22 protein-coding genes are annotated in these 21,370 nt (G+C 45.6%); 8 read left to right on the forward strand and 14 right to left on the reverse strand.

Annotation, left to right across the window (positions count from 1 at the left end; translation table 11 throughout):
* Nucleotides 1–7: 7 nt before the first annotated feature.
* From dapD to B2337_RS12275, 6 genes are all read left to right on the forward strand, one after another.
* Entirely contained in the window at nt 8–829 is an 822-nt protein-coding gene (gene dapD, locus B2337_RS12250) for a 2,3,4,5-tetrahydropyridine-2,6-dicarboxylate N-succinyltransferase (protein ID WP_292361540.1), read from the forward strand.
* 154 nt (nt 830–983) lie between these two features.
* On the forward strand, nt 984–1,328 hold the full coding sequence (locus B2337_RS12255; RefSeq protein WP_292413707.1) for an ArsC family reductase: 345 nt from the start codon (nt 984–986) through the stop codon (nt 1,326–1,328).
* Nucleotides 1,318–2,460: a succinyl-diaminopimelate desuccinylase gene (gene dapE, locus B2337_RS12260; RefSeq protein WP_292413705.1), complete on the forward strand. Its 1,143-nt coding sequence runs from the start codon at nt 1,318–1,320 to the stop codon at nt 2,458–2,460. The genes B2337_RS12255 and dapE overlap by 11 nt, the downstream gene beginning before the upstream one ends.
* A 5-nt stretch (nt 2,461–2,465) precedes the next feature.
* The gene (locus B2337_RS12265; RefSeq protein ID WP_292361537.1) at nt 2,466–2,753 is read left to right on the forward strand and encodes a hypothetical protein; all 288 of its coding nucleotides are present in this window, start codon (nt 2,466–2,468) and stop codon (nt 2,751–2,753) included.
* 71 nt (nt 2,754–2,824) lie between these two features.
* Complete coding sequence (locus B2337_RS12270; protein ID WP_292413703.1) at nt 2,825–4,954, forward strand: TonB-dependent receptor; 2,130 nt, start codon at nt 2,825–2,827, stop codon at nt 4,952–4,954.
* Between the two features lie 104 nt (nt 4,955–5,058).
* Nucleotides 5,059–5,412 carry a hypothetical protein gene (locus tag B2337_RS12275; protein ID WP_292361535.1) on the forward strand — a complete coding sequence of 118 codons (354 nt, stop codon included), beginning with the start codon at nt 5,059–5,061 and terminating at the stop codon, nt 5,410–5,412.
* An 8-nt stretch (nt 5,413–5,420) separates the two neighbouring features.
* On the opposite strand, the gene B2337_RS12280 is transcribed toward B2337_RS12275, so the two are convergent.
* The 5 genes from B2337_RS12280 to B2337_RS12300 all read right to left on the reverse strand — a co-directional run bounded on the left by B2337_RS12280 (nt 5,421) and on the right by B2337_RS12300 (nt 9,772).
* A complete protein-coding gene (locus tag B2337_RS12280) occupies nt 5,421–6,182 on the reverse strand; it encodes an SDR family oxidoreductase (RefSeq protein ID WP_292361534.1) in 762 nt (253 codons plus the stop codon).
* 325 nt (nt 6,183–6,507) lie between these two features.
* On the reverse strand, nt 6,508–7,704 hold the full coding sequence (locus B2337_RS12285) for a pyridoxal-phosphate-dependent aminotransferase family protein (RefSeq protein ID WP_292413702.1): 1,197 nt from the start codon (nt 7,702–7,704) through the stop codon (nt 6,508–6,510).
* A gap of 42 nt (nt 7,705–7,746) precedes the next feature.
* Complete coding sequence (gene purU, locus B2337_RS12290; RefSeq protein WP_292413699.1) at nt 7,747–8,604, reverse strand: formyltetrahydrofolate deformylase; 858 nt, start codon at nt 8,602–8,604, stop codon at nt 7,747–7,749.
* Nucleotides 8,605–8,664: 60 nt separating this feature from the next.
* Nucleotides 8,665–9,015 (reverse strand): nucleotide pyrophosphohydrolase, encoded by a 351-nt coding sequence (locus B2337_RS12295; RefSeq protein WP_292361531.1) that lies wholly within the window; start codon nt 9,013–9,015, stop codon nt 8,665–8,667.
* Entirely contained in the window at nt 9,008–9,772 is a 765-nt protein-coding gene (locus tag B2337_RS12300) for an alpha/beta fold hydrolase (RefSeq protein ID WP_292413697.1), read from the reverse strand. The genes B2337_RS12295 and B2337_RS12300 overlap by 8 nt, the downstream gene beginning before the upstream one ends.
* Before the next feature lie 56 nt (nt 9,773–9,828).
* Between B2337_RS12300 and B2337_RS12305 the strand changes: the two genes are divergently transcribed.
* The gene (locus B2337_RS12305; RefSeq protein WP_292361529.1) at nt 9,829–9,999 is read left to right on the forward strand and encodes a hypothetical protein; all 171 of its coding nucleotides are present in this window, start codon (nt 9,829–9,831) and stop codon (nt 9,997–9,999) included.
* A gap of 43 nt (nt 10,000–10,042) precedes the next feature.
* Here B2337_RS12305 and fabB read toward each other — a convergent pair whose 3' ends face one another.
* The 6 genes from fabB to B2337_RS12335 all read right to left on the reverse strand — a co-directional run bounded on the left by fabB (nt 10,043) and on the right by B2337_RS12335 (nt 17,567).
* Nucleotides 10,043–11,260 carry a beta-ketoacyl-ACP synthase I gene (gene fabB, locus B2337_RS12310; RefSeq protein ID WP_292361528.1) on the reverse strand — a complete coding sequence of 406 codons (1,218 nt, stop codon included), beginning with the start codon at nt 11,258–11,260 and terminating at the stop codon, nt 10,043–10,045.
* Between the two features lie 9 nt (nt 11,261–11,269).
* Nucleotides 11,270–11,785: a 3-hydroxyacyl-[acyl-carrier-protein] dehydratase FabA gene (fabA, locus tag B2337_RS12315; protein ID WP_292361527.1), complete on the reverse strand. Its 516-nt coding sequence runs from the start codon at nt 11,783–11,785 to the stop codon at nt 11,270–11,272.
* A gap of 146 nt (nt 11,786–11,931) precedes the next feature.
* Nucleotides 11,932–13,251: a TolC family outer membrane protein gene (locus B2337_RS12320; RefSeq protein ID WP_292361526.1), complete on the reverse strand. Its 1,320-nt coding sequence runs from the start codon at nt 13,249–13,251 to the stop codon at nt 11,932–11,934.
* Nucleotides 13,252–13,387: 136 nt separating this feature from the next.
* Nucleotides 13,388–14,038: a response regulator transcription factor gene (locus B2337_RS12325; RefSeq protein ID WP_292361525.1), complete on the reverse strand. Its 651-nt coding sequence runs from the start codon at nt 14,036–14,038 to the stop codon at nt 13,388–13,390.
* Nucleotides 14,039–14,053: 15 nt separating this feature from the next.
* Entirely contained in the window at nt 14,054–15,382 is a 1,329-nt protein-coding gene (locus tag B2337_RS12330; protein WP_292413694.1) for an HlyD family type I secretion periplasmic adaptor subunit, read from the reverse strand.
* 4 nt (nt 15,383–15,386) lie between these two features.
* Complete coding sequence (locus B2337_RS12335; RefSeq protein WP_292413692.1) at nt 15,387–17,567, reverse strand: type I secretion system permease/ATPase; 2,181 nt, start codon at nt 17,565–17,567, stop codon at nt 15,387–15,389.
* A gap of 124 nt (nt 17,568–17,691) precedes the next feature.
* Here B2337_RS12335 and B2337_RS12340 point away from each other — a divergent pair, with 124 nt between their 5' ends.
* Nucleotides 17,692–18,030: a hypothetical protein gene (locus tag B2337_RS12340; protein WP_292361522.1), complete on the forward strand. Its 339-nt coding sequence runs from the start codon at nt 17,692–17,694 to the stop codon at nt 18,028–18,030.
* Between the two features lie 65 nt (nt 18,031–18,095).
* On the opposite strand, the gene der is transcribed toward B2337_RS12340, so the two are convergent.
* The 3 genes from der to B2337_RS12355 are packed head-to-tail and all read right to left on the reverse strand — an operon-like array spanning nt 18,096 to nt 21,317.
* Entirely contained in the window at nt 18,096–19,514 is a 1,419-nt protein-coding gene (gene der / locus B2337_RS12345) for a ribosome biogenesis GTPase Der (RefSeq protein ID WP_292361521.1), read from the reverse strand.
* A gap of 2 nt (nt 19,515–19,516) precedes the next feature.
* On the reverse strand, nt 19,517–20,686 hold the full coding sequence (gene bamB / locus B2337_RS12350; protein WP_292361520.1) for an outer membrane protein assembly factor BamB: 1,170 nt from the start codon (nt 20,684–20,686) through the stop codon (nt 19,517–19,519).
* Nucleotides 20,676–21,317, reverse strand: a complete 642-nt coding sequence (locus B2337_RS12355) for a YfgM family protein (protein ID WP_292361519.1) — start codon at nt 21,315–21,317, stop codon at nt 20,676–20,678. Before B2337_RS12355 ends, bamB begins: the two co-directional genes overlap by 11 nt.
* Between the last annotated feature and the right edge of the window lie 53 nt (nt 21,318–21,370).

Consider the following 21,370-nt stretch of genomic DNA (forward strand, 5'->3'; position numbering starts at 1 on the left):
GAAACCGATGAGCGATATCCAACAGATTATCGAAACGGCATTTGAGCGCCGTGCAGAAATCACCCCAGCCAATGCCGATGCGGAAGTGCGTAATGCCGTCAACGAAGTTCTGGGAATGCTCGACAGTGGTAAAGCCCGTGTCGCTGAAAAACAAAATGGCGATTGGGTCGTCAATCAATGGCTGAAAAAAGCGGTTCTGTTATCGTTTCGTTTAAATGATAACCGTCCAATGTCGGGTGGTGAAACACAATACTTTGATAAGGTTGAACCAAAATTTGCCAACTTCACCGAAGCTGATTTCAATACTGCTGGTGTCCGTGTGGTGCCGCCTGCTGCGGCACGTCGTGGTTCCTACATTGCACCAGGCGTTGTATTGATGCCCTCTTACGTTAATATCGGTGCCTATGTTGATTCCGGCACCATGGTGGATACCTGGGCAACTGTTGGTAGTTGTGCACAAATTGGTAAAAACGTGCATTTATCAGGCGGAGTAGGTATTGGTGGTGTGCTTGAACCATTACAGGCCGGCCCGACTATCATTGAAGATAACTGTTTTATCGGTGCCCGCTCTGAAGTCGTTGAAGGCGTTATTGTGGAAGAAGGCTCCGTCATTTCGATGGGCGTTTATATTGGACAAAGCACCAAAATCTTTAACCGCATGACGGGTGAAATCAGTTACGGTCGCATTCCTGCTGGCTCAGTTGTGGTTTCAGGTAACCTGCCTTCTAAGGATGGCAGTTACAGCCTGTATTGCGCCGTGATTGTAAAACAAGTTGATGAAAAAACCCGAGGTAAAGTCGGTATCAACGAATTACTGCGTGATATCTAAATAAAAAGTAAAAGACGATAACGACGATTAAATCTTCGTTATCGTCTTTTTCACTGATATTCTCAGTGCAATCACTCATGCAATGACAGTTGATATACTGTATCATTTTCGCTTATTTCCGACTTCACTAACTCATGAATAGAACGGCATATTGATGAAACTGTTTGGCATCAAAAATTGTGACACAGTCAAAAAAGCCCGCCGCTGGCTGGATGAACATCAGGTGTCTTACCAATTCCATGATTTTCGCAAAGATGGCCTTAATGAGACCACCATCAAACAATGGCTAGAGAAAATTAGTTGGGAAGAACTTATCAACAAACGTGGTACCACTTGGCGTCAGCTGGACGACCCACGAAAAGAACAGCTTGATCAACAAGGCGCCATCGAATTAATGCTCGCTCATCCCACACTTATCAAGCGCCCCGTCATTGAAGATGCATCCGGCGTATCAATAGGTTTCAATGAATCTGATTTTCAGGCCCGCTATGCAAAATAATCTCTCTGAAACTGTCCAGCTTACGATTGATTTGATTCAGCGTGACAGTGTTACGCCAGCCGATAAAGGCTGTCAGATCATGCTGGCCGAGCGGTTGGCTGATAGTGGCTTTGATGCCGAATACCTGCGATTTGGTGAAGTCGATAACCTGTGGTGCCGCCGGGGCCATAATGGACCGTTATTTGTATTTGCCGGGCATACGGATGTCGTGCCTACCGGTCCAGTCGATAAGTGGACCCATGAACCGTTTGCCGCCAGAATCGACAATGGTATTTTATATGGTCGTGGCGCAGCTGATATGAAAGGCAGTATTGCCGCCATGGTGACGGCCTGTGAACGTTTTGTGGCAAAACATCCTCAACATGCGGGAAGCATTGCTTTTTTGCTGACCAGTGATGAAGAAGGTCCTGCTACTGATGGTACCGTTAAAGTCATTGAGACATTGCAGGCTCGTCAGGATCATATTGACTGGTGTGTAGTCGGTGAACCGACCAGTACCGACAAAGTGGCCGATGTAGTCAAAAATGGCCGCCGTGGTTCGTTAAATGGCTATCTGACGGTCAAAGGCAAACAGGGCCATATTGCCTATCCGCATCTGGCGGATAATCCGGTACATAATCTTGCCCCTGCTTTGGCTGAACTCTGTGCAGTGCAATGGGATCAGGGTAACGAAGATTTCCCACCCACCAGCTTTCAGGTATCCAATTTAAACAGTGGTACAGGCGCAACCAATATTATTCCGGGTACGGCGGAAATGGTTTTCAACTTCCGTTACTCTACTGAAGTCACCCATGGGGAACTTCAACAACAGGTCGAAGCCATTTTGGACAAGCATGGTGTTTCATATCAGTTAGACTGGATATTGTCAGGTAAACCTTTTCGTACAGCCGGTGGTAAATTACTTGAAGCCGTGCAAATTGCTGTTCAGCAGGTAACGGGCTATACAACGACTTTGTCTACTTCAGGCGGCACTTCCGATGGGCGGTTTATTGCTCCAACCGGGGCCCAGGTAATCGAATTAGGCCCGTTAAACGCCACTATTCACCAGATTGATGAACATGTCACCATTGCCGATCTGGATACTTTGTCAGTCATTTATCAACAATTACTGACTGAACTGCTGGTGAACTAACCAACATGCAACTTCGGCACACCCAACATCTGTTATGGCTTTTTGCAGCGGTATTATTGCTGATGCAGTCCATGGCTGTCTGGCATGATGCCGAGCATGCTTTTCATGATCATATTGCCTTATGTGACCAGTTAAATGTTGTCAGTCATACTCCATCAACAGATTCCTACCCGCAGCTCATAGTCGGCATCTGGCAACAACATTTTCAGCTTGATACGGCTGTTACAGCACCTGCTCATTTTGAAAACAGCTATCTCTCATTCGCGATTCGTGCGCCCCCCGTTTTTTCATAGCATTTGATTTTTTTAACGCCTTTTCCTGTTTGGAGAATGGCTGCTGATATCTGCTATGAGGATTATTCGTGATGAATAAAAAACCACTTGTGGTGTTGCTTGCTGCAGCACTGTCCCCTATGGCTTCTGTAGCGTTTGCTGCTGAAGATGCTGTTGATATTCCCCGTCTGGTGGTCACGTCCGACCCATTAGGCAACCGTACTTCTGATGAATTAATCCAACCGGTTACCGTTATTGCGGGTGATGAACTCAATCAAAAACGTGCCAGCACACTAGGCGAAACGCTGGATGGTCTGCCAGGTGTACATAATGCCGACTTTGGACAAGGCGTTGGTCGCCCTGTAGTTCGTGGTTTACAGGGGTCCCGGGTACAGGTTCTGGAAGATGGCTTAAGTACCTCTGATATATCAGGTGAAGGTGCTGATCACGCAATCGGACTGGATACCGGACGCGCCGATCAAATTGAAGTATTTCGTGGTCCGGCGACCCTGCTTTATGGCAGTGGTGCTGCCGGTGGTGTTATCAATGTTCGCAGTAATCGCTTTAACCCGGAGTTTGGCGATTCACCAAGGGTTGATGGTCAAATGTCATATGGTTTGAATGGCCATGACCGCCAGGGTCGTCTTGGTTTGGAACTGCCGATGGGTGACAGTTTTGTTTTACGTACCGATTATGGGGTGCGTCGCAGCAGTGATTTTGATATTGATGGCTATCAGGAAAAAGGCCAACGAGTTGGTCGTAAAGACAAATTGCAGAATAGCGAAGTGGAAAATGATGTATTTTCCATCACCGGTTTATTCAAAGGTGATTGGGGCTTTGCCGGTTTAGGCTACAGCACCTGGGAAACGCAATACGGCATTCCAGAAGTGTTTTTGGGTGAAGGCGAAGAAGAGCAGGAAAAGATTCGTGCGAAAAATGATCGTTTTGATTTTCGCAGTGAATTCAATGATCCGTTGCCAGGCTTTCAGACTGCTCGTCTGAAAATGGCCTATACCAGCTATCGTCAACAGGAAATTGGTTCAGAATTTGATGATGGGACATTCGTTGAAAGCGAAGTTGAAACCCGCTTCAACAACAACGAAACTGAAATGCGTCTGGAAATGGTGCATAACCCGATTGGTGATTGGGAGGGTGTTATCGGTCTGCAATTTAATGATCGCGACTTTGAAGCCGAGGGTGAAGGTCATAGTCACGGTGATGGTGACGATGAACATGGCGGTGGCTTTTATATCCGTGGCAATGACACCCGCACCGTCGGTTTGTTTATTCTGGAAGAACGTCCCACACATTTTGGTCGCTTTGAAATTGCCGCCCGAGTTGATCACGTCCGTTCCAGCTCAGATAATCTGGATGAAGCACGCGATATTGACTTACCCAGTGGTGACGAGCTGGAGCAAGCTGCCAGCCTGAGCAGCCGCAGCTTCACACCGTTCAGTTTATCGGCCGGAACCATTATTGATGTCGATCCAGCACATCATTTAAGAATGTCGGTGACCCGTTCACAACGCGCGCCTTCTGCGGAACAACTGTATGCATTTGGCCGGCATGCTGCAGCAGGTACGGTGGAAATCGGTGACCCTAACCTTGGTAAGGAAACCTACACCAACTTTGAAGTCGGCTTTGATCGGCATATCGGCGCCTTCCGTTACGATCTGACCACCTTCTACAATTATGTAGATGATTTTATCTATTTAGCGTCGCAGGATGATGGTACCGGTCAGGCTATTGAGATTGAAGGCGATACACTGGTTGTCAATGAACAGCGAAATGCCAAATTCTATGGTGTGGAATTTGGTGCCATTACCGATCTGGTTGATGGTCCGATTCCGCTAAGCATGCGATTATCAGCTGATCATGTGCGCGGCAAACTCAGTGGTGGTGAAGATATACCCCGTATGAGCCCGACACGGGTTGGCATCGGTTTTGATACTTCCTATGCGGATTGGGATTTCAGTCTCGACTATCGCCGGGTCTTTAAACAAACCAAAACCGCTGTCACTGAAAACAATACCAGTGGCTATAACCTGGTCTCGTTTGATGCCAACTGGTCACCGGCCAGTCTGAAAGGTGCTGAAATCTTTATTCAGGGTCGTAACTTGCTCAATGAAGATGGTCGAAGACATACCAGCTTCTTTAAGGATGAATCCCCAATCCTTGGCAGAACCATTTATACCGGAATCCGCTTCGACTTTGGCGGCTAAGGTTAATAGTGTTTTTCCACCCAGAGGCCCGGCGTTGCCGGGCCTTTTTTATGGAGCAATTTCAGGGATTCTGCTAAATTGGCGTTTTGTATGGAAAACAACTAATGGCGTTAATTGAAACCGGCGACGATATCAGTAGCATTAAACTGATTTATATATTCAATCTGGTAGGCTCACTGATTTACCCGATTTTGCTTATTGGTGCTTATGTTGCCTATGAAAAAAAACCGGCAGCAGCCGAATGGCTGCAATCACATTATCAGTTTCAATTAAATGGTTTTTTTATCACATTACTTTGGCTGGTGACTTCCTGGGGACTGCTGTGGACAGGAAATTTATATGGGCTGGCCGTAATGGTGGTATGGATAGTATGGAATATCAGCCGCAGTGTGAAAGGCTGGAAAACATTAAAGGCACAAAAAGCTATTCCCAACCCCAGAAGCTGGTTCTTTGGCTGAGCAGATTGTTAACTGCGATAAATAGCTAACGGACCGGTTGCCTGTTGCGTGGGCATGATTTCCATAGTGGTCACATTCATATGTGCCGGCGTATTCACCAACCACCAGATAGTATCGGCAATATCCTGAGCGGTAAGTGCAACGGTTTTTTCATAAACCTTGTCAGCGCGTTGCTCATTATCTTTAAATCGTACCAGGGAAAATTCTGTTTCTGCATTGCCCGGCTCGATATTAGTGACACGGATTTGTGTACCCAGTAAATCCGCCCGCAAAGCCAGCGAAAACTGTCTGACGAAGGCTTTGCTGGCGCAATAGACATTGCCGCCCGGATATGGCCAGTTTCCGGCAACAGAACCAATATTGATAACATACCCGCTGTTTCTTGTTTTCATGCCCGGCAGAACCAGCCTGGTACAACGCATCAACCCTTTTATATTGGTATCCACCATTCGTTCCCAATCTTCCGGATCAGCGACATAGGCAGGCTCCAGTCCCAATGCCAGACCGGCGTTATTAACCAGAACATCAATCTGCTGAAACTCCTTTGGTAGTTCAAAAAAAGCCTGTTCTGTAGCCTGTCGGTCACTGATATCAAAACAACTGATACAGGTTTGCGTTTCTCCGCCTAACTCCGCCTGCAGACTTTGCAAACGCTCCAGACGACGTCCGGTAATAATCAAACGCCATCCTGCTTTGGCAAACAACCTGGCACAGGCTTCACCGAATCCTGCAGTGGCACCGGTGATCATGATGATTGGGGATGAATTCATTTTTTACCTTAGAGTTTTTTGAACCACAGAGACACAGAGGGCACAGAGATTTTTTAAACGATGTAACTGTAAACAAACCCGAGTAATTTTAGGGCTTTCTAAATTCTAAAAATAATCCGCAGATTACGCAGATATTTTATCAAGTGTATTAACTCGGGTGTGTCGGGTTACGCTGCGCTAACCCAACCTACATTGTTTTATACTTTAGCTTCATTGAAGCTATTCATAAAAAATTTAATCTGCGTAATCTGTGTAATCTGCGGATATATTAATTAAAAAATCTTTGTGTCCTCTGTGTCTCTGTGGTTAATACAAATTAATAAACTTAGTTGTGATAAATCTTGTTAGCCGCGGATACCGCAACGCCTGAATTAATATTTGCGCCCATATCCGTCAACACCGCATCCAGAGCACCCAGACATAACAGCACATTTTTCTGATTGGCCGCATACCCCATCAGACCAATACGCCATATTTTCCCGGCCATTACGCCTAAACCGGCACCGATTTCCAGACTGTAATCTTTTAACAGACGGCTACGGACAGCAGCATCATCAATACCTTGCGGAATCGTGACCGAATTTAATTGAGGCAAACGGTGAGCTTCATCAACGACAAATTTCAGACCCATCGCTTCAATGCCGGCCTTTAACGCATTGTGATGCAGGCGGTGTCGATTCCAGGCATTTTCCAATCCTTCTTCTCTTAATAACACCAAGGCTTCATGCAAAGCATATAAGGCATTAATTGGTGCGGTATGGTGATAGGCACGTTTAGCCCCCTCCCCCCAATACCCCATCACCAGATTCAAATCCAAAAACCACGACTGCACTTTGGTCTTGCGATTGCGCACAACACCAGCGGCCTTTTCACTGAAACTGACGGGTGATAATCCGGGTGTGCAGGATAAACACTTCTGACTACCGGAATAAATGGCATCAATGCCCCATTCGTCCATCAGAATCGGCGTCCCGCCCAGCGAGGTGACAGTATCCATAATTGTCAGGCAATCATACTGTTGTGCCAGTTGGGCGATAGCTTTGGCATCGGATTGGGCACCGGTAGACGTTTCGGCATGCACAAAGGCGACTAATTTAGCTTCCGGGTGTGCTTTTAAAGCCGCTTCCAGTTTATTGATATCTACTGGCTTACCCCACTCGTCTTCCACCATAATGGCAGTCGCGCCACAACGTTCAACGTTTTCTTTCATTCGCCCGCCAAATACGCCGTTTTGACAGATGATCGCGGTATCGCCCGGTTCAAGCAGATTCACAAAACAGGTTTCCATTCCAGCAGAACCTGGGGCAGAAACCGGCATTGTTAATGCGTTTTCGGTTTGAAAAGCATATTGCAGCAAGGTTTTCATTTCATCCATCATGCCGATAAATGCCGGATCCAGATGACCAATAGTAGGTCTTGACATGGCTTCGAGAATGCGTGGATTTACATCTGAAGGGCCCGGCCCCATTAATGTGCGCTGCGGTGGATGAAAGCTGCCAATAGAAGTCGATGCTTTTGTCATGTTCTCTCTCTTAATCTGTTTATGTAATCCAGGTTTGAGTTATCAAGCGCCTTCTGCAAAAACAATAGTACGACGCCCGCTGACAATAATACGATGTTCAATATGAGCTTTAACGGCTCGCGCCAGCACCAAACGTTCAATATCTTTTCCAATCATCACTAAATCTTCAGGGCTGTTATCGTGGCGTACCCGTTCAACATCCTGTTCGATGATAGGTCCTTCATCAAGTTCCGCCGTTGCGTAATGTGCTGTGGCACCAATCAGTTTGACCCCACGCTCATAGGCCTGATGATATGGCTTGGCTCCCTGAAAAGCTGGTAAAAAGCCATGATGAATATTAATTACCTTGCCGGCAAACTCTTTGACAAACGGTTCTGACAAAATTTGCATGTAACGCGCCATGACGACCAACTCAATCTTGTATTCGGCTAACAACGCTTTGATCCGGGATTCCTGCTGTTGCTTGGTCTCTTTGGTGATGGGGAGATGATAAAACGGCTTATTGAACTGACGCGCCATCTGTTCCAGATCAGGATGATTACCGATGATAACCGGTATGTCACATTTCAATTCACCTTCCAGCTCTCGCAACAACAGATCATAAGGACAATGGGAAGCCCGGGTCACCAGCAAAGCAACACGATAAGGTATATCGGTGTAATGCACTGACCAGGTCAAATGCATGGTTTCTGCCAATAAACCAAAGTGTTTTTGCAGGATTTCACGAGGTATCTGGCCTTCATCTTCCACCTTAATGCGCATGAAGTAACGGCCGTGATCGGTATCAGTGTATTGCTGACAATGCAGAATATTGTAACCACGCTCTGCGAAAAAACCGGTGATGCCGGCCAGTAAACCTTTTTGATCGGCACATTGAATCAGCAAAACGATGGCTTTCATGGAGGAACAACCTCTGCGGGCATAAAATCAAAGCGCAAATGCTAGCACTTTGCAGCAGGTTTATGAATATTCATTGTATTTGTCAGCCCGGCCTTTGACTTTATCCACCGGGTACTTATTCGCGTTTTTAAGCATTTTCCGTTGTATGGCTTGCTCAAGATTAATATTCAAATCATGACATAGATAACTTAAATACACTGCAACATCGGCAATTTCATCTTCCAGCGCCTCGCGTTTATCACTGCTGAGCATTTGTTGAATTTCAGTCTTATTCCGCCATTGAAACCATTCCAGCAGTTCGGCGGCTTCGATTGACAATGAAATCGCAATATCTTTGGGGTTATGAAACTGCTCCCAGTCCCGTTCACGACGAAATTCAATCAGTTGCTTCAATAGTTCTTCATTAATCATCTGCAAGAAACCTGTTTACCTGTTGTATAAATGCATCGGGTTTTTCAGCATGAACCCAATGCCCAGCACCATCGATCACTACATGTTCTGCCTGTGGATATAAAGATTTAATCTGCAGCCAATCATCGTCGGTCACATAATCAGACTTAGTGCCACTGAGAAATAAAGCAGGTAACTCTATTGAATTTTCAGGGCTCACGCTTTGCAACAATCCGGGGTAGTTACAAAACAGTCCCTGCAAATTGATACGCCAGCTCAAGCCATTGTCGCCCTTTTGTAAATTCAATAACAGGAACTGCCGGACTTGCGGATCTGGCAAAGCTTCAGCCAATGCGTCACTAACTTGGGAGCGGGTGGAAAATTTTGATAGATCCTGTGCTAACAGAGCTTTGAAAATCTGACTGTGCTCATCAGCATACTGACGTGGAGCAATATCTACGATAATCAATTTACGTAATCGATCTGTAAAATTTTGCGAAAATTGCATCGCCGTTTTACCACCAAGCGAATGCCCCAGCAGATCGATTACTGATAAACCCAAGTGATCCAGTAGATTCAGCAAATCCTCGGCCATTAAATCAAACGTTTGCTGAGAGTGATGGAATGATCGGCCATGATTACGCAGATCCACACTAATCACCTGTCGCTCGGATGATAGCGCTTTGGCTATGCTGCGCCAGTTATCTGCCGAACCGAATAAACCATGCAGAATGACCAACGGTTCACCCTGACCAATAGATTGAAAGTGTAATCTCATAATGACTTACGTTAACACGTTATAATGCTGCGTTAATAATTTTGGAGAAAGCGAAAATGGACGAGGCGATATTAATGATTCTGGTCAAACAATATGCAGATCGATTTGGCATCACCTTCAGCTCCAAACATTTGGATGATGAAGATAAAAAACAGAAATTAGTGAGTTTAATGCAGGAATCACTTGCCGGAAAACGCGGGCCAGTAACGGATGCAGATTTAAATTAAAAAACACCCTTGGCAGTACGCCAAGGGTGCTATTTATTTAGCATCAAATTTTTTCGAACACCAGACAGGCATTGGTACCACCAAAGCCAAAGCTATTCGACATTACAGCTTGAATGCCTGAATTATCTTTGCGCTCGAGCACGATGGGCATGCCCTTCGCCTGCTCGTCCAGATTATCAATATTGGCTGAAGCAGCAACAAAATCATTTTCCAGCATCAGTAAACTGTAGATAGCTTCCTGTACACCAGCGGCTCCTAAAGAATGTCCTGATAACGATTTGGTTGAACCTACCAGTGGGATTTGGGTTTCGGCAAAAACCTGCTTGATAGCGCCTAATTCGGCCAAATCACCAACTGGTGTGCTGGTGCCATGTGCATTAATGTAGTCAACTTGGCTGTTACGCATGGTTGACATCGCCATTTGCATGCAACGTTGCGCACCTTCTCCAGAGGGTGCCACCATGTCATAACCATCTGATGTGGCGGCATAACCGGTCAATTCAGCATAAATTTTTGCACCACGTGATTTGGCATGTTCATATTCTTCCAGGACTAATACACCGCCACCGCCGGCAATAACAAAGCCATCTCGATCAGCATCATAGGCACGTGACGCTTTTTCTGGTGTCTCATTGTATTTGGTTGATAATGCACCCATCGCATCAAACAACGAACTCATGGTCCAATGTTCTTCTTCAGCGCCGCCAGCAAAAACAATATCCTGTTTCCCCAACTGGATTTGTTCCATTGCATTTCCGATACAATGGGCGCTGGTTGCACATGCGGAAGACATTGAATAGTTAATGCCCTTAATTTTAAACGGGGTTGCCAGGCAGGCAGACGTCGTACTTCCCATGACCTGGGTAACACGATAGGGCCCTACGCGTTTCAAACCTTTTTCACGCAAGATATCCGCGGCTTCAACCTGATTGGATGACGATGCACCGCCGGATCCCATCACCAGCCCTGTTTTAGGATTCGACACATCACTTTCAGTTAAACCAGCATCCTGAATCGCGTTCTTCATGGCGATATAGGCGTATGCCGCCGCATCTCCCATAAATCGCAGAACTTTGCGATCAATAAACTCTTTGAAATCTATATCAAAAAAACCCGCCACATGGCTTCGAAATCCCATATCAGCGTACTGTTGTTTAAAGCGGATACCAGAACGGCCGGCTCGAAGTGATTCAGTGACGGTGGCGAGATCGACCCCCAGACAAGAGGTAATCCCCATACCAGTAACAACTACACGTCTCATTGTCATGTCCTAAAAGTTGTCAGTTGAAGTAAACAGACCAACTCGTAAATCTTTGGCGAAGTAGATATCGCGACCATCCACCGATACTGTGCCATCAGCAATAGCAAGTACCAGCTTTCGTGAAATTACTCGTTTCAAATCAATACGGTAAGTCACTTTTTTTGCGGTAGGCAAAACTTGTCCGGTAAATTTCACTTCACCAGAGCCCAACGCTCTTCCTCTACCGGGATTTCCATCCCATGCCAGAAAAAAGCCAAGTAATTGCCACATGGCATCCAAGCCCAGGCAACCTGGCATGACTGGATCACCTGGAAAATGGCACTTGAAAAACCATAAATCCGGATGGATATCCAGTTCAGCAATGATTTCACCTTTTCCATAGGCACCACCATCATTGGAAATATGACTGATGCGATCCATCATCAGCATATTAGGGACGGGCAGTTGGGCATTGCCCGGGCCAAACATTTCTCCGTGGCCGCACTGCAAAAGTTCCTCGAAGGAAAAAGATGATTGCTTACTCATGAATTTCTAAAATAACCCTACAATTTAAGCACGACATAATAGCATGATAGTTTGATTGCAGAAAAAGTTGCAGCTATCAACGTACAGGTTCTAAAAAAAAGCCATACCCAGCAGGCATGGCTTATCGATATTCAGTTATACAATGATTAATTACGGTTATCAGCAACTGTTGTAGCCGCAGCAGGGGCGATGACCTCCAGACTTTCCAACAACAAACCGGCACTGTTAAGTACCCGGTACATGGTGAAAAGTTCATCGTACTGTGCGTTTGTCAGTGAAGTTCGGGCTCTGAACAATTCATTTTCAGAATCCAGCAGATCCAGTAATGTGCGCTGACCAATATTAAACTGTTGCTGGTAAGCATCACGGGTTTTTTCTGCTGACTCTGCATACTGCTGGAAGTAAGACATTTGTCTGCGAACAGTTTCCAGTGCATTCCATGATAAACGAACGCTCTGCTCTACCTGTCGATGCGTATTATTGCGAATTTCAGCTGCCTGGTTAATCAGAAATGCCGTTTCTTCCCGTCTTGCTTTATCTCTACCGCCATTGAGCAGGTTATAACGTAACCGAAACATGGCAGTAACATCTTTATCTGTTCCCCGAACCCCATCAATGTCATGATCAGAACGCGTACCTAATTCGAAATCAACGCGCGGTAAAAACGCGGCTCGAGTGACATCATGTTGTGCATTTGCTGAAGCAACATCCGCTTGAGCAGAGCGCAGGGTTGGATGGTTTTGAATTGCTATATTAACCGCTTCATCCACCGTCAATGGCATAGATGGTTCAGGCGATGGAGGTTGTGATAATGAGCTGGGGGCTGCACCGATGACCCGCAAATAATTTGTTTCGGCATCCCGCAAATTGCTTTGCTCGGCCATCAGATTAGTCTCCGCCAAAGCCAATCGACCTAAACTCTGATCCATATCTGCTCTGCGTCCCACACCACGCTCGCTACGCAGCGTAATCTGGTCATGGGTACGTTGGTGAGACTCAAGATTGGTTTGTGCTAGTTCCACCAGCTTTTGACGGCGTAATACATTAAGATAGGCTTCGGTAGCCTCTAAAGCAGTATTCTCAGCGACACTGTAAACTGAATGAGCTCGCGAATCAGTTCTGGCTTTTTGGCGCTCAACTTCGTTTTTTGTGAGGCTGCCATCATAAAGCATTTGCCGTAAATTCAGACTGGCTTCATCCCGATTTAAATGAACCTCACCATCTCCGCGGCTACGTGTAGCAGGGTTATCTGTTGATTCCCAACCAGTACCAATACCTAAATCAATAGTCGGAAAATAGCCTGCTCTAGCCTGATCTATTTCTTTGGAAACAGCCTGACGTTCACTTATGGCAGCCAAAACATCGGGGTTGGTTTTTAAAGTAGTATGAATTGCTTCCTGTAAAGTTTCAGCTTGCACTGAACTAAAGCACAACAATGATGGGATTAAAAAAAGCGCTTTGTTCATAATATCTTCCTAATTCAAAGCAGTAATCGGTATACTTTTTAAGGGTAATTTACCGCTGAGAACACCCTCAAAGCATCACCCAATCTTCCATTTCCTGCCGATTGTAGACAAAACCCCTCAACTACACAATGCAGGCTTAGCGGAGATCGCGAAATACAATCGCCAATGAAAGACGATCCGGTAAATTCATTTTCTGGAAAATAGTCGTCAGATGTGCTTTGACTGTTCTTTCTGTGATATTCATATTACGGGCGATCATTTTATTAGTCGCACCGTGACTAACCATTTTTGCTACTTCCAATTCCTTGGGGGATAGCGTTTTTGCTGCCCGGCGCTGCTGTTCACTCACTTCTGGAATATGACTTATTTCATCAATCAACCCTGAAATAACATGGCGTTCGACCCAGACTTCACCATTTGAAATCAATAGCAAAGCTTCCTGCAGTTTACTCATCGGTAGATTTTGATTGAAGTAACCACGCGCTCCCTGCTTCAGCGCTGCGATTTGTACGGGAATCGGACGAGGTGGACCAATCACCAAGATACGGCTATCCGGACATAATTTTTTGAGTTCACTAATAACCTGCGATGGATTATCGTCCAAAAGGAACTGATGGCAGAGTACCAACTCAGCTGTTTGATTTTTTAATGCATTGAGTAAACCTTTGATATCCTGGTATAGGCTGACATCGTAGATAGCGGGCAACGCATCGGTTATAACCCGCGCCACTTCCGTATCTGCTGTAGCCAGATAAAGACTTCTTTCAGTCTCTGTAATTACTGTCATGGTTCAACCTTAGTCTCAACGCTCTCTCAATGCTTCGTTTTTTGCCTTCAGTATGGGCTTTAATAGGTAATCAAGCACGGTTTTTTCCCCAGTAAGTATGTCAACAGTAACAGTCATTCCTGGAATTATCCCCAACTCACCCATACCACTTTTTATAAAATTTTGTTCCGTGCGTAAATAGATAAGATAAAAACTTTCATCTTCATCATTGGTAATGGTATCTGCACTAATCCGTTCAAGTTTTGCCTGTAAACCACCATAAATTGAAAAATCATAAGCCGTAAACTTTATTATCGCCTCCTGTCCCGGTCTTAAAAAGGCAATGTCTGCTGGACGTATCTGAGCTTCTATCAGCAGATTATCTTCTAAAGGCACAATTTCCACCAGATCCATGCCTGGTTGAATAACTCCGCCAATCGTATTAATCATCAACCGCTTGATAGTGCCTTTCATCGGTGAACGAACATGTGTACGAGTAACCCGATCCGCCAGAGCCGATACTGATTCTTCTGTGCGCGCCATTTCAGCGCGTACTTCACTGAGTTCTCTGGCGGCTTCTGATTTAAACCGGGTATTTGCTTCATTGATTTTCTGCTGTACTTCATCCATTGAAGAACGAATTCGTGGGATAGCTAACCGGTTAGACTCCATTTCACCCTTGAGATCATTAACCGTTCGTCTGAGCCTGAGCAATTCCACTTCTGACATAACGCCTGCAGCAACCAGTGGCTCCGACATTTGCAATTCCTGATTGCTTAGTTCAAAACTGCGACTGAGCTGCTGTTGTCTCGCCTGCTTTTCTACCAGTTCCTGTCTGCGCTGCTCAGCCTGCCTTTTCAAGACATCAATCGTACTTTGTAATTGGAGTTGGCGGGATTGATACAAAGCACGCTCCTCTGCTGCCAGCGCCGGCTGCGCAATCATCAAATCCTCAGGAAGTTCCAAGGCTTTTCCTTCACTTTCCGCATCCAATCTTGCCGTTCTTGCGACCAACTCCCAATAGGTTAACTGTGATTCACGGAAAGAAGATGAAAACCGCGTATCGTCTATTTTTAACAGGACATCACCTTTCTCTACCAATTGTCCCTCACTGACCAATACTTCAGCGAGTATTCCGCCTTCAAGATTCTGTATCACCTGAACCTTGCTGGAGGGAACGACTTTGCCCTGTCCCCGGGTGACTTCATCAAGGGCTGCGACACTGGCCCACCACAAGGCAATGCCGATAAACGCAGCAATCAATAATAATAAAATATGTCCTCCCCAGTGAGTTGAAGCCATCGTGGCCGCACTGATTTCAGACATAAAACTGACATCGTCATTATTTTTTTTAAACCAGGCCATCAATTTACCCTTTCGAAACCCGGATATGACCGCTCTTTAATGCAGCCAAAATTTGTTCCCGAGGTCCATCTGCTACTAGCTTGCCTTGATCCATTACCAAAACCCGGTCAACCAGACTTAATAAAGAGGCACGATGCGTTACCAGAATCAGGGTTTTATCTTTGATAACTTCACTGAGTTTGGTTTTGAAACGCTCTTCACTACTGTTATCCATCGCATTGGTTGGCTCATCCAACACTAATACCGGTGGATCCAGCAATAAAGCACGCGCCACAGCAATGCTCTGTCGCTGTCCTCCTGATAATCCTTCACCACGTTCACCGACCGGCATATCAAATCCTGATGGATGCCGGTTGATAAACTCCGTCACACCGGCAATATCCGCCGCCCGTAGAATAGCGGCATCATCAGCAAAAGGAGCACCCAGAGCAATATTGTCGCGTACACTTCCGTGAAACAGCATCACATCCTGAGGAACATAGCCCACAGACCGGCGCAAATCGACAGGATCTATCTGGCGAAGATCTGTTTCATCCAGCAAAACAGCGCCTTCAGCAGGTTCATATAAGCCCAGAATTAATTTTTCTATTGAGCTTTTACCTGAACCAATTCGTCCAATTATCGCTACTTTTTCACCTGAGACGAGTTTGAAGGAAACATCACTTAACGCTTCTATAGCTTGTTCGGGATAGCGGAAACTCACCTGTTTAAATTCAATACCACCCTTAAACTTATCACGGTGTAAAAACTCTCGGCCATTTGGCCGTTCAACCGGCAGGCTCATCATGTTATTCAATGAAGCCAAAGCGGCTTTTGAATGATGAAATCGCGTCAAAATACCTGCGAGCTGCCCCATGGGTGCCAGGGCTCTGCCGGCCAATATAGTGCTGGCAATCAAGGCCCCCATACTGATTTCATTTTCGCTGATTTTATAAACCCCATAAACCACCACGGCAATCGTCGTCATTTGCTGGACAAAACTGGTTAAATTAACAGCCGCAGACGATAGTAATTTTGCCCGTTGGCTGTATTTGGATATGGAACCCGCAGTTTGCTCCCATTTGCGTTGTAGTGGCGTTTCCGCTCCCAGACTTTTTATCGTTTCAAGCCCGGTTAATGTTTCAATCAGTGTGGCACTTTTTTGCCCTGAATGACGAAATAGCTGTTTTATTGCCCGACCAAGAGGTATCTGAATGATCAAACTGATCAGTATGGTTAATGGAATTACCGCTAGAGGGATATAGGCCAAATCTCCGGCAATCATCCAGATAACGGCAATAAACAAAAAGGTAAATGGTAAATCGATCAATGTCGCCAGGGTTGCCGACGTAAAAAAGTCCCGAAATGACTCAAATTCCTGCATGCTGTTAGCAAAATTACCCACCGAATTGGGTCTGGCAGACATTTTGATGCCCAGCACTTTTTCGAAGATAGTAGCGGATAAAATGACATCGGCTTTTTTGCCCGCAACATCAATAAAATAGCCACGTAAAGTGCGGAGTAACAAGTCGAAGACAAAAACAATGGCCACACCAATTGCCAGAACCCACAAAGTCGCCAGAGCATGGTTTGGCACCACACGATCGTAGACATTCATGACAAATAATGGTGAAGCAATGGCAAACAAATTGACCAATATCGACGCCACAAACACTTCACTATAGATTGGCCAGTAACGGGTCAGTGTCCCCCAGAACCAATGCCTGGCACGCGGTATAGCCGAATTTTCACTTCGATTATCAAAATGCTGTACTGATCGAATGAAAATAGCATAACCCGAGTAATACGGTTGTAGTTCACTTACCTCTACAATCGCTTCACTATCGCCGTTTTCCGGATAAATTACCGTCGCCTGCTTATCTTTTAGCTTAAGCAAAATACAGGCATTGCCATCATTAAGTAACAGCACTGCCGGCAGAACCAGAGGAGAAATTTTACTTAACGGACGTTTAATGACTTTAGAAGATAACCCCGCCCGCTCAGCGGCTCTGGAAAACAGGTCTGGCGTAAGACGGTTATCCACAAGGGGAAGCCCTGCAACCAAGGAATCTGGACTGTGGGGCTTTCGTAAAAGTTTAGTGAGAACAGTCAGGCAAGCTAATAACGGATCATCGTGTGTCAAATAAGCCGCACCTGCATTCCATTGCCGATTTTGTACCTGTTCTTTAGTTGCTTTCTGTTCCATGTAATATGACGATGCCATCCAACTCAAAATGTGAGGAGTTCCACAGTTTTTTTCTTTACTGTAAACCTGTGACCGCTTAACCTTGCACAAGGTAGCATAATCAAGTAACAGCGGGAACAATAAGATGGTATATGTCGATCGCGATGAGAATGGTCAAATAATTGGAGTATTTAATTCTCCACAGAGCGATAACAGCCAATATATCTCGCCGCAGGCACCAGAATTACTTGAATTTCTTGGTCAATCCAACCGTCACGAAGATATACAAACCATCCTCACTGCTTCTGATATGGCGATGGTTCGGGTTATTGAAGACTTAGTGAATACACTTATAGATAAAGGGGTAATTTTATTTACTGAGTTACCCGAAGCGGCGCGCGACAAACTGGTTCAGCGGCAAAAGATTCGCCATCATCTTAATTCACTGGAAAATTTAATGAATGAAGATGATGGTTTGCTCTAGGGCTTGTTGATCTTTCAGAGTCGCAACAGAGGTGGCGATGAAAAATCAACAGCCCCGAAAGTTTTTTAACTCTCTCTTTTTTTAGCTCGACTCGCTATTACACGTTTGCGCTTTTCCTGTGGCGTTTCAGGTTGCTTTTTTTTGCGCTCTTGAAACGGATTTTCGCTGGTTTTAAATTCAATCATCACCGGCGTACCCTGCAATTTAAGTGCAGTACGGAAGTAATTTTCCAGATATCGGCGATAACTGTTTGGCGTCGCTTCGGTCTGATTGCCATGGATGATTATGCGGGGAGGATTTTTACCACCCAAATGCGCATAACGATATTTAATACGGCGTCCATTAACCAATGGCGGCTGATGATCGGCAACAGCTTCTTCCAATACCCGCGTCAGTTGTGGGGTCGGGATCTTGGCTAAGGCAGAACCATAAGCTTTTTTGACGGATTTAAGTAATAACCCCACACCACTCCCATGCAAGGCTGAGATAAAGTGAGTTTTGGCAAAATTCAAAAAAGGCAAGCGACGCTCAATATTGGTCGCAACCCACTCACGTTCCTGCTTCTCCAGACCATCCCATTTATTGACTGCAATAACCACAGCGCGGCCACTTTCGATAATCAGACCAGCCAGATGCAGGTCCTGATCCACAACACCCTGGTGCGCATCTAACACTAACATAACCACATTAGCCGCCTCGATGGCTTGCAGGGTTTTTACAATGCTGAACTTTTCCAGTGCTTCGGAAACCTTGGAACGGCGTCTGACACCAGCTGTATCGATTAAAATATAGTTAGTACCGTCTTTTTCGAATGGAATATAAATACTATCCCGGGTAGTACCAGGTTCATCAAAAGCCACAACCCGGTCTTCACCGAGCAGACGATTGACCAGCGTTGATTTTCCTACGTTTGGTCTACCAACAACGGCGAGACGAATATCACCCGATGTATCTTCCTCTTTTTCATCTTCTTCAGACTGAACAATACGAATGGCGGGTAAATCGCGCATCAAGGTATTCATTAAATTACTAATACCTCGACCCTGGGTGGCAGAAATCACTTCCGGCTCTCCCAGTCCAAGTCGATAAAAATCTGCAGCCGCTAATTCGCGTTGTTCACTTTCTGTTTTATTAATCACTAATAAAACCGGTTTGCCGACATTGCGTAGCTGTTTGGCAATCAGCTCATCTCCCGGTACCACACCTGCCTTGCCATCCACTACAAATAAGATCAGATCGGCTTCAACAATCGCCAGTTCAGCCTGTTTACGCATCAGTTCTGACATATCGTCACCTTTAACGGTCAAACCGCCGGTGTCGATCAGGATAAATTCAGCTTCGTCATGTCGGGCATTGCCGTAAATACGATCCCGGGTCAAACCGGCATAATCTGCAACCAAAGCATTACGGGTTTTGGTGAGTCGATTAAATAAGGTGGATTTGCCAACATTCGGCCGCCCAACAAGCGCAATAACAGGTTTCACAGTTAAGGGATCCGAATGGCGGTTAACTTGCCGCCTGTAGTCATTACATAAAGCACACCATCGCGAACGATAGGTTGGCTGCGAATAGCATTTTTATCCAGTCGTTGCCGTGCAACAAAACGACCATCAGAACGAGCGACCCAATGCAGATACCCCTCAAAGTCGCCTACAACAACATAATCACCCGCAATGACCGGCGCAGAAATCGTCCGTCTTAACAATAATGTCTGCCGCCATAATGAATCACCGGTACCATCAGCAATTGCCCATAAATAACTTTGATCATCGCTGACATAAACAGCATCGGATGGTGCCACGGAAATACCTGTTGTTGAAGACATTTCCCTGTCCCACAGAGGTCGTCCAGTATCGACGTCCATCGCTGCAAGATTGCCCTGAAATGCAACCACATACACAATGCCGTTATGGATAACGGGATCCGCATCAATATCAACTAACCGTTCTAATTCGGTTCGCCCACTCGGTATTGCGACACTTCTTTCCCAGATAACTTTGCCATCATTCAACGACAGTGCTATCAACTTACCATTATCATAACCAGCAATAACACTTTGCCCTTCAATCACTGGAGAGCTGACGCCTCGTAAACTTAATAACGGTACAGCCCGCTGGTAGTTCCACAGAACATTACCGCTGCTGGCTGAAATAGCCGTTAACCGACCATCAGCCGTTCTCACAACCACATTGTCGCCACCGACTTTTGCCGGGGCCAGTACTTCACTGCTGAGACGTTGACGCCAGAGTTCTTTGCCTGTGGTTTCATCCAATGCCACCACATCCCCGGACTGGGCACCTACGATGATAAGACCTTCTCCTCCACCCACCCCGGTAGCGACAGGAATATTTAATTTGCTACGCCATTCACGTCGGCCATTTTCAATATTATGGCTGCGCACATCTCCTTTATGATCCACTGTATAAATGAAATCACCTTGCAACCATGGGGCAAGATTTGCATAAGCTGTTTCAGCACCATCACCGGTACCAGTAGACCATAAGGTCTTAGGTTCAAACTCAACTTCAAACTCAGTAAGTTCGGTCGGCGGAGCTTCATAGCTGTCTGCAGCAAAAAATTCTTTAACTGTTCCACATCCTGACAATGTGGTGAGTACTATTCCGACAAATAGATATTTTATTAAATTAGCTTTCATTGATAACAGCCACATCATCACGCTTCATTTCTAATAGCGTTTTACGCGGATCATCTTCATCCATGCTGGAAAGTGCATTTCGGTAAGCTTCAAATGCTTCAGCTTTACTCTCCTGAGCAAGATAAATATCTCCTTCCAGTTCGGCGAACAGTGAAATAAACCCTTCTGACGAACTTTGCTGAGCCAACTGCAAGGCTTGCTCATATTCACCTTGATCGACCAATACGCGAACCATACGAAGTCTGGCTAAATCTTTTTGCCCCGTCAGTTTTGCCTTGTCAGCTGTCCATTTCAAGTATTCCAGTGCGGCTGCGGGCTGATCCTTGCGAGCCTGCTCAGCAGCAAGTTCCAGTGTGGCAAAGGCTGCATAAGGAGTTGAAGAATGCGATTGCATCAGTTCCTGAGTAAGATCTTCTGCTGCAGTTAAATCATCATCACTGATATTCATCTGTACTTGCTGGTACATTGCTGCAGCTTGCTCGGTCTTGGCATGTTGAAAATTGATCCAGTAACGACCACCAAAAATAACTGCACCACCTAATACCACACCGGTAACTACTGAGCGGCCATTTTCACGCCACCAATTTTTTATCGCTTCGCCTTTTTCATCATCCGATGCGTAGATATCCATCGTTTACTCCTTGCTTACCGCAATTAAGGACAGTTAACCAGTCACTGTTTAAA

Source organism: Methylophaga sp. UBA3192 (genome assembly GCA_002363955.1).
GTDB lineage: Bacteria > Pseudomonadota > Gammaproteobacteria > Nitrosococcales > Methylophagaceae > Methylophaga.

Coding starts and splice junctions, on each gene's coding strand:
- B2337_RS12330 (WP_292413694.1), bottom strand. CDS start 15,382: ATGGCCTGGTTTAAAAAAAATAATGACGATGTCAGTTTTATGTCTGAA.
- B2337_RS12320 (WP_292361526.1), bottom strand. CDS start 13,251: ATGAACAAAGCGCTTTTTTTAATCCCATCATTGTTGTGCTTTAGTTCA.
- fabB (WP_292361528.1), bottom strand. CDS start 11,260: ATGAGACGTGTAGTTGTTACTGGTATGGGGATTACCTCTTGTCTGGGG.
- dapD (WP_292361540.1), top strand. CDS start 8: ATGAGCGATATCCAACAGATTATCGAAACGGCATTTGAGCGCCGTGCA.
- B2337_RS12275 (WP_292361535.1), top strand. CDS start 5,059: ATGGCGTTAATTGAAACCGGCGACGATATCAGTAGCATTAAACTGATT.
- B2337_RS12295 (WP_292361531.1), bottom strand. CDS start 9,015: ATGATTAATGAAGAACTATTGAAGCAACTGATTGAATTTCGTCGTGAA.
- B2337_RS12340 (WP_292361522.1), top strand. CDS start 17,692: ATGGTATATGTCGATCGCGATGAGAATGGTCAAATAATTGGAGTATTT.
- dapE (WP_292413705.1), top strand. CDS start 1,318: ATGCAAAATAATCTCTCTGAAACTGTCCAGCTTACGATTGATTTGATT.
- B2337_RS12300 (WP_292413697.1), bottom strand. CDS start 9,772: ATGAGATTACACTTTCAATCTATTGGTCAGGGTGAACCGTTGGTCATT.
- purU (WP_292413699.1), bottom strand. CDS start 8,604: ATGAAAGCCATCGTTTTGCTGATTCAATGTGCCGATCAAAAAGGTTTA.
- B2337_RS12280 (WP_292361534.1), bottom strand. CDS start 6,182: ATGAATTCATCCCCAATCATCATGATCACCGGTGCCACTGCAGGATTC.
- B2337_RS12255 (WP_292413707.1), top strand. CDS start 984: ATGAAACTGTTTGGCATCAAAAATTGTGACACAGTCAAAAAAGCCCGC.
- B2337_RS12305 (WP_292361529.1), top strand. CDS start 9,829: ATGGACGAGGCGATATTAATGATTCTGGTCAAACAATATGCAGATCGA.
- B2337_RS12285 (WP_292413702.1), bottom strand. CDS start 7,704: ATGACAAAAGCATCGACTTCTATTGGCAGCTTTCATCCACCGCAGCGC.
- B2337_RS12355 (WP_292361519.1), bottom strand. CDS start 21,317: ATGGATATCTACGCATCGGATGATGAAAAAGGCGAAGCGATAAAAAAT.
- bamB (WP_292361520.1), bottom strand. CDS start 20,686: ATGAAAGCTAATTTAATAAAATATCTATTTGTCGGAATAGTACTCACC.
- B2337_RS12270 (WP_292413703.1), top strand. CDS start 2,825: ATGAATAAAAAACCACTTGTGGTGTTGCTTGCTGCAGCACTGTCCCCT.
- B2337_RS12265 (WP_292361537.1), top strand. CDS start 2,466: ATGCAACTTCGGCACACCCAACATCTGTTATGGCTTTTTGCAGCGGTA.
- fabA (WP_292361527.1), bottom strand. CDS start 11,785: ATGAGTAAGCAATCATCTTTTTCCTTCGAGGAACTTTTGCAGTGCGGC.
- B2337_RS12325 (WP_292361525.1), bottom strand. CDS start 14,038: ATGACAGTAATTACAGAGACTGAAAGAAGTCTTTATCTGGCTACAGCA.
- B2337_RS12335 (WP_292413692.1), bottom strand. CDS start 17,567: ATGGAACAGAAAGCAACTAAAGAACAGGTACAAAATCGGCAATGGAAT.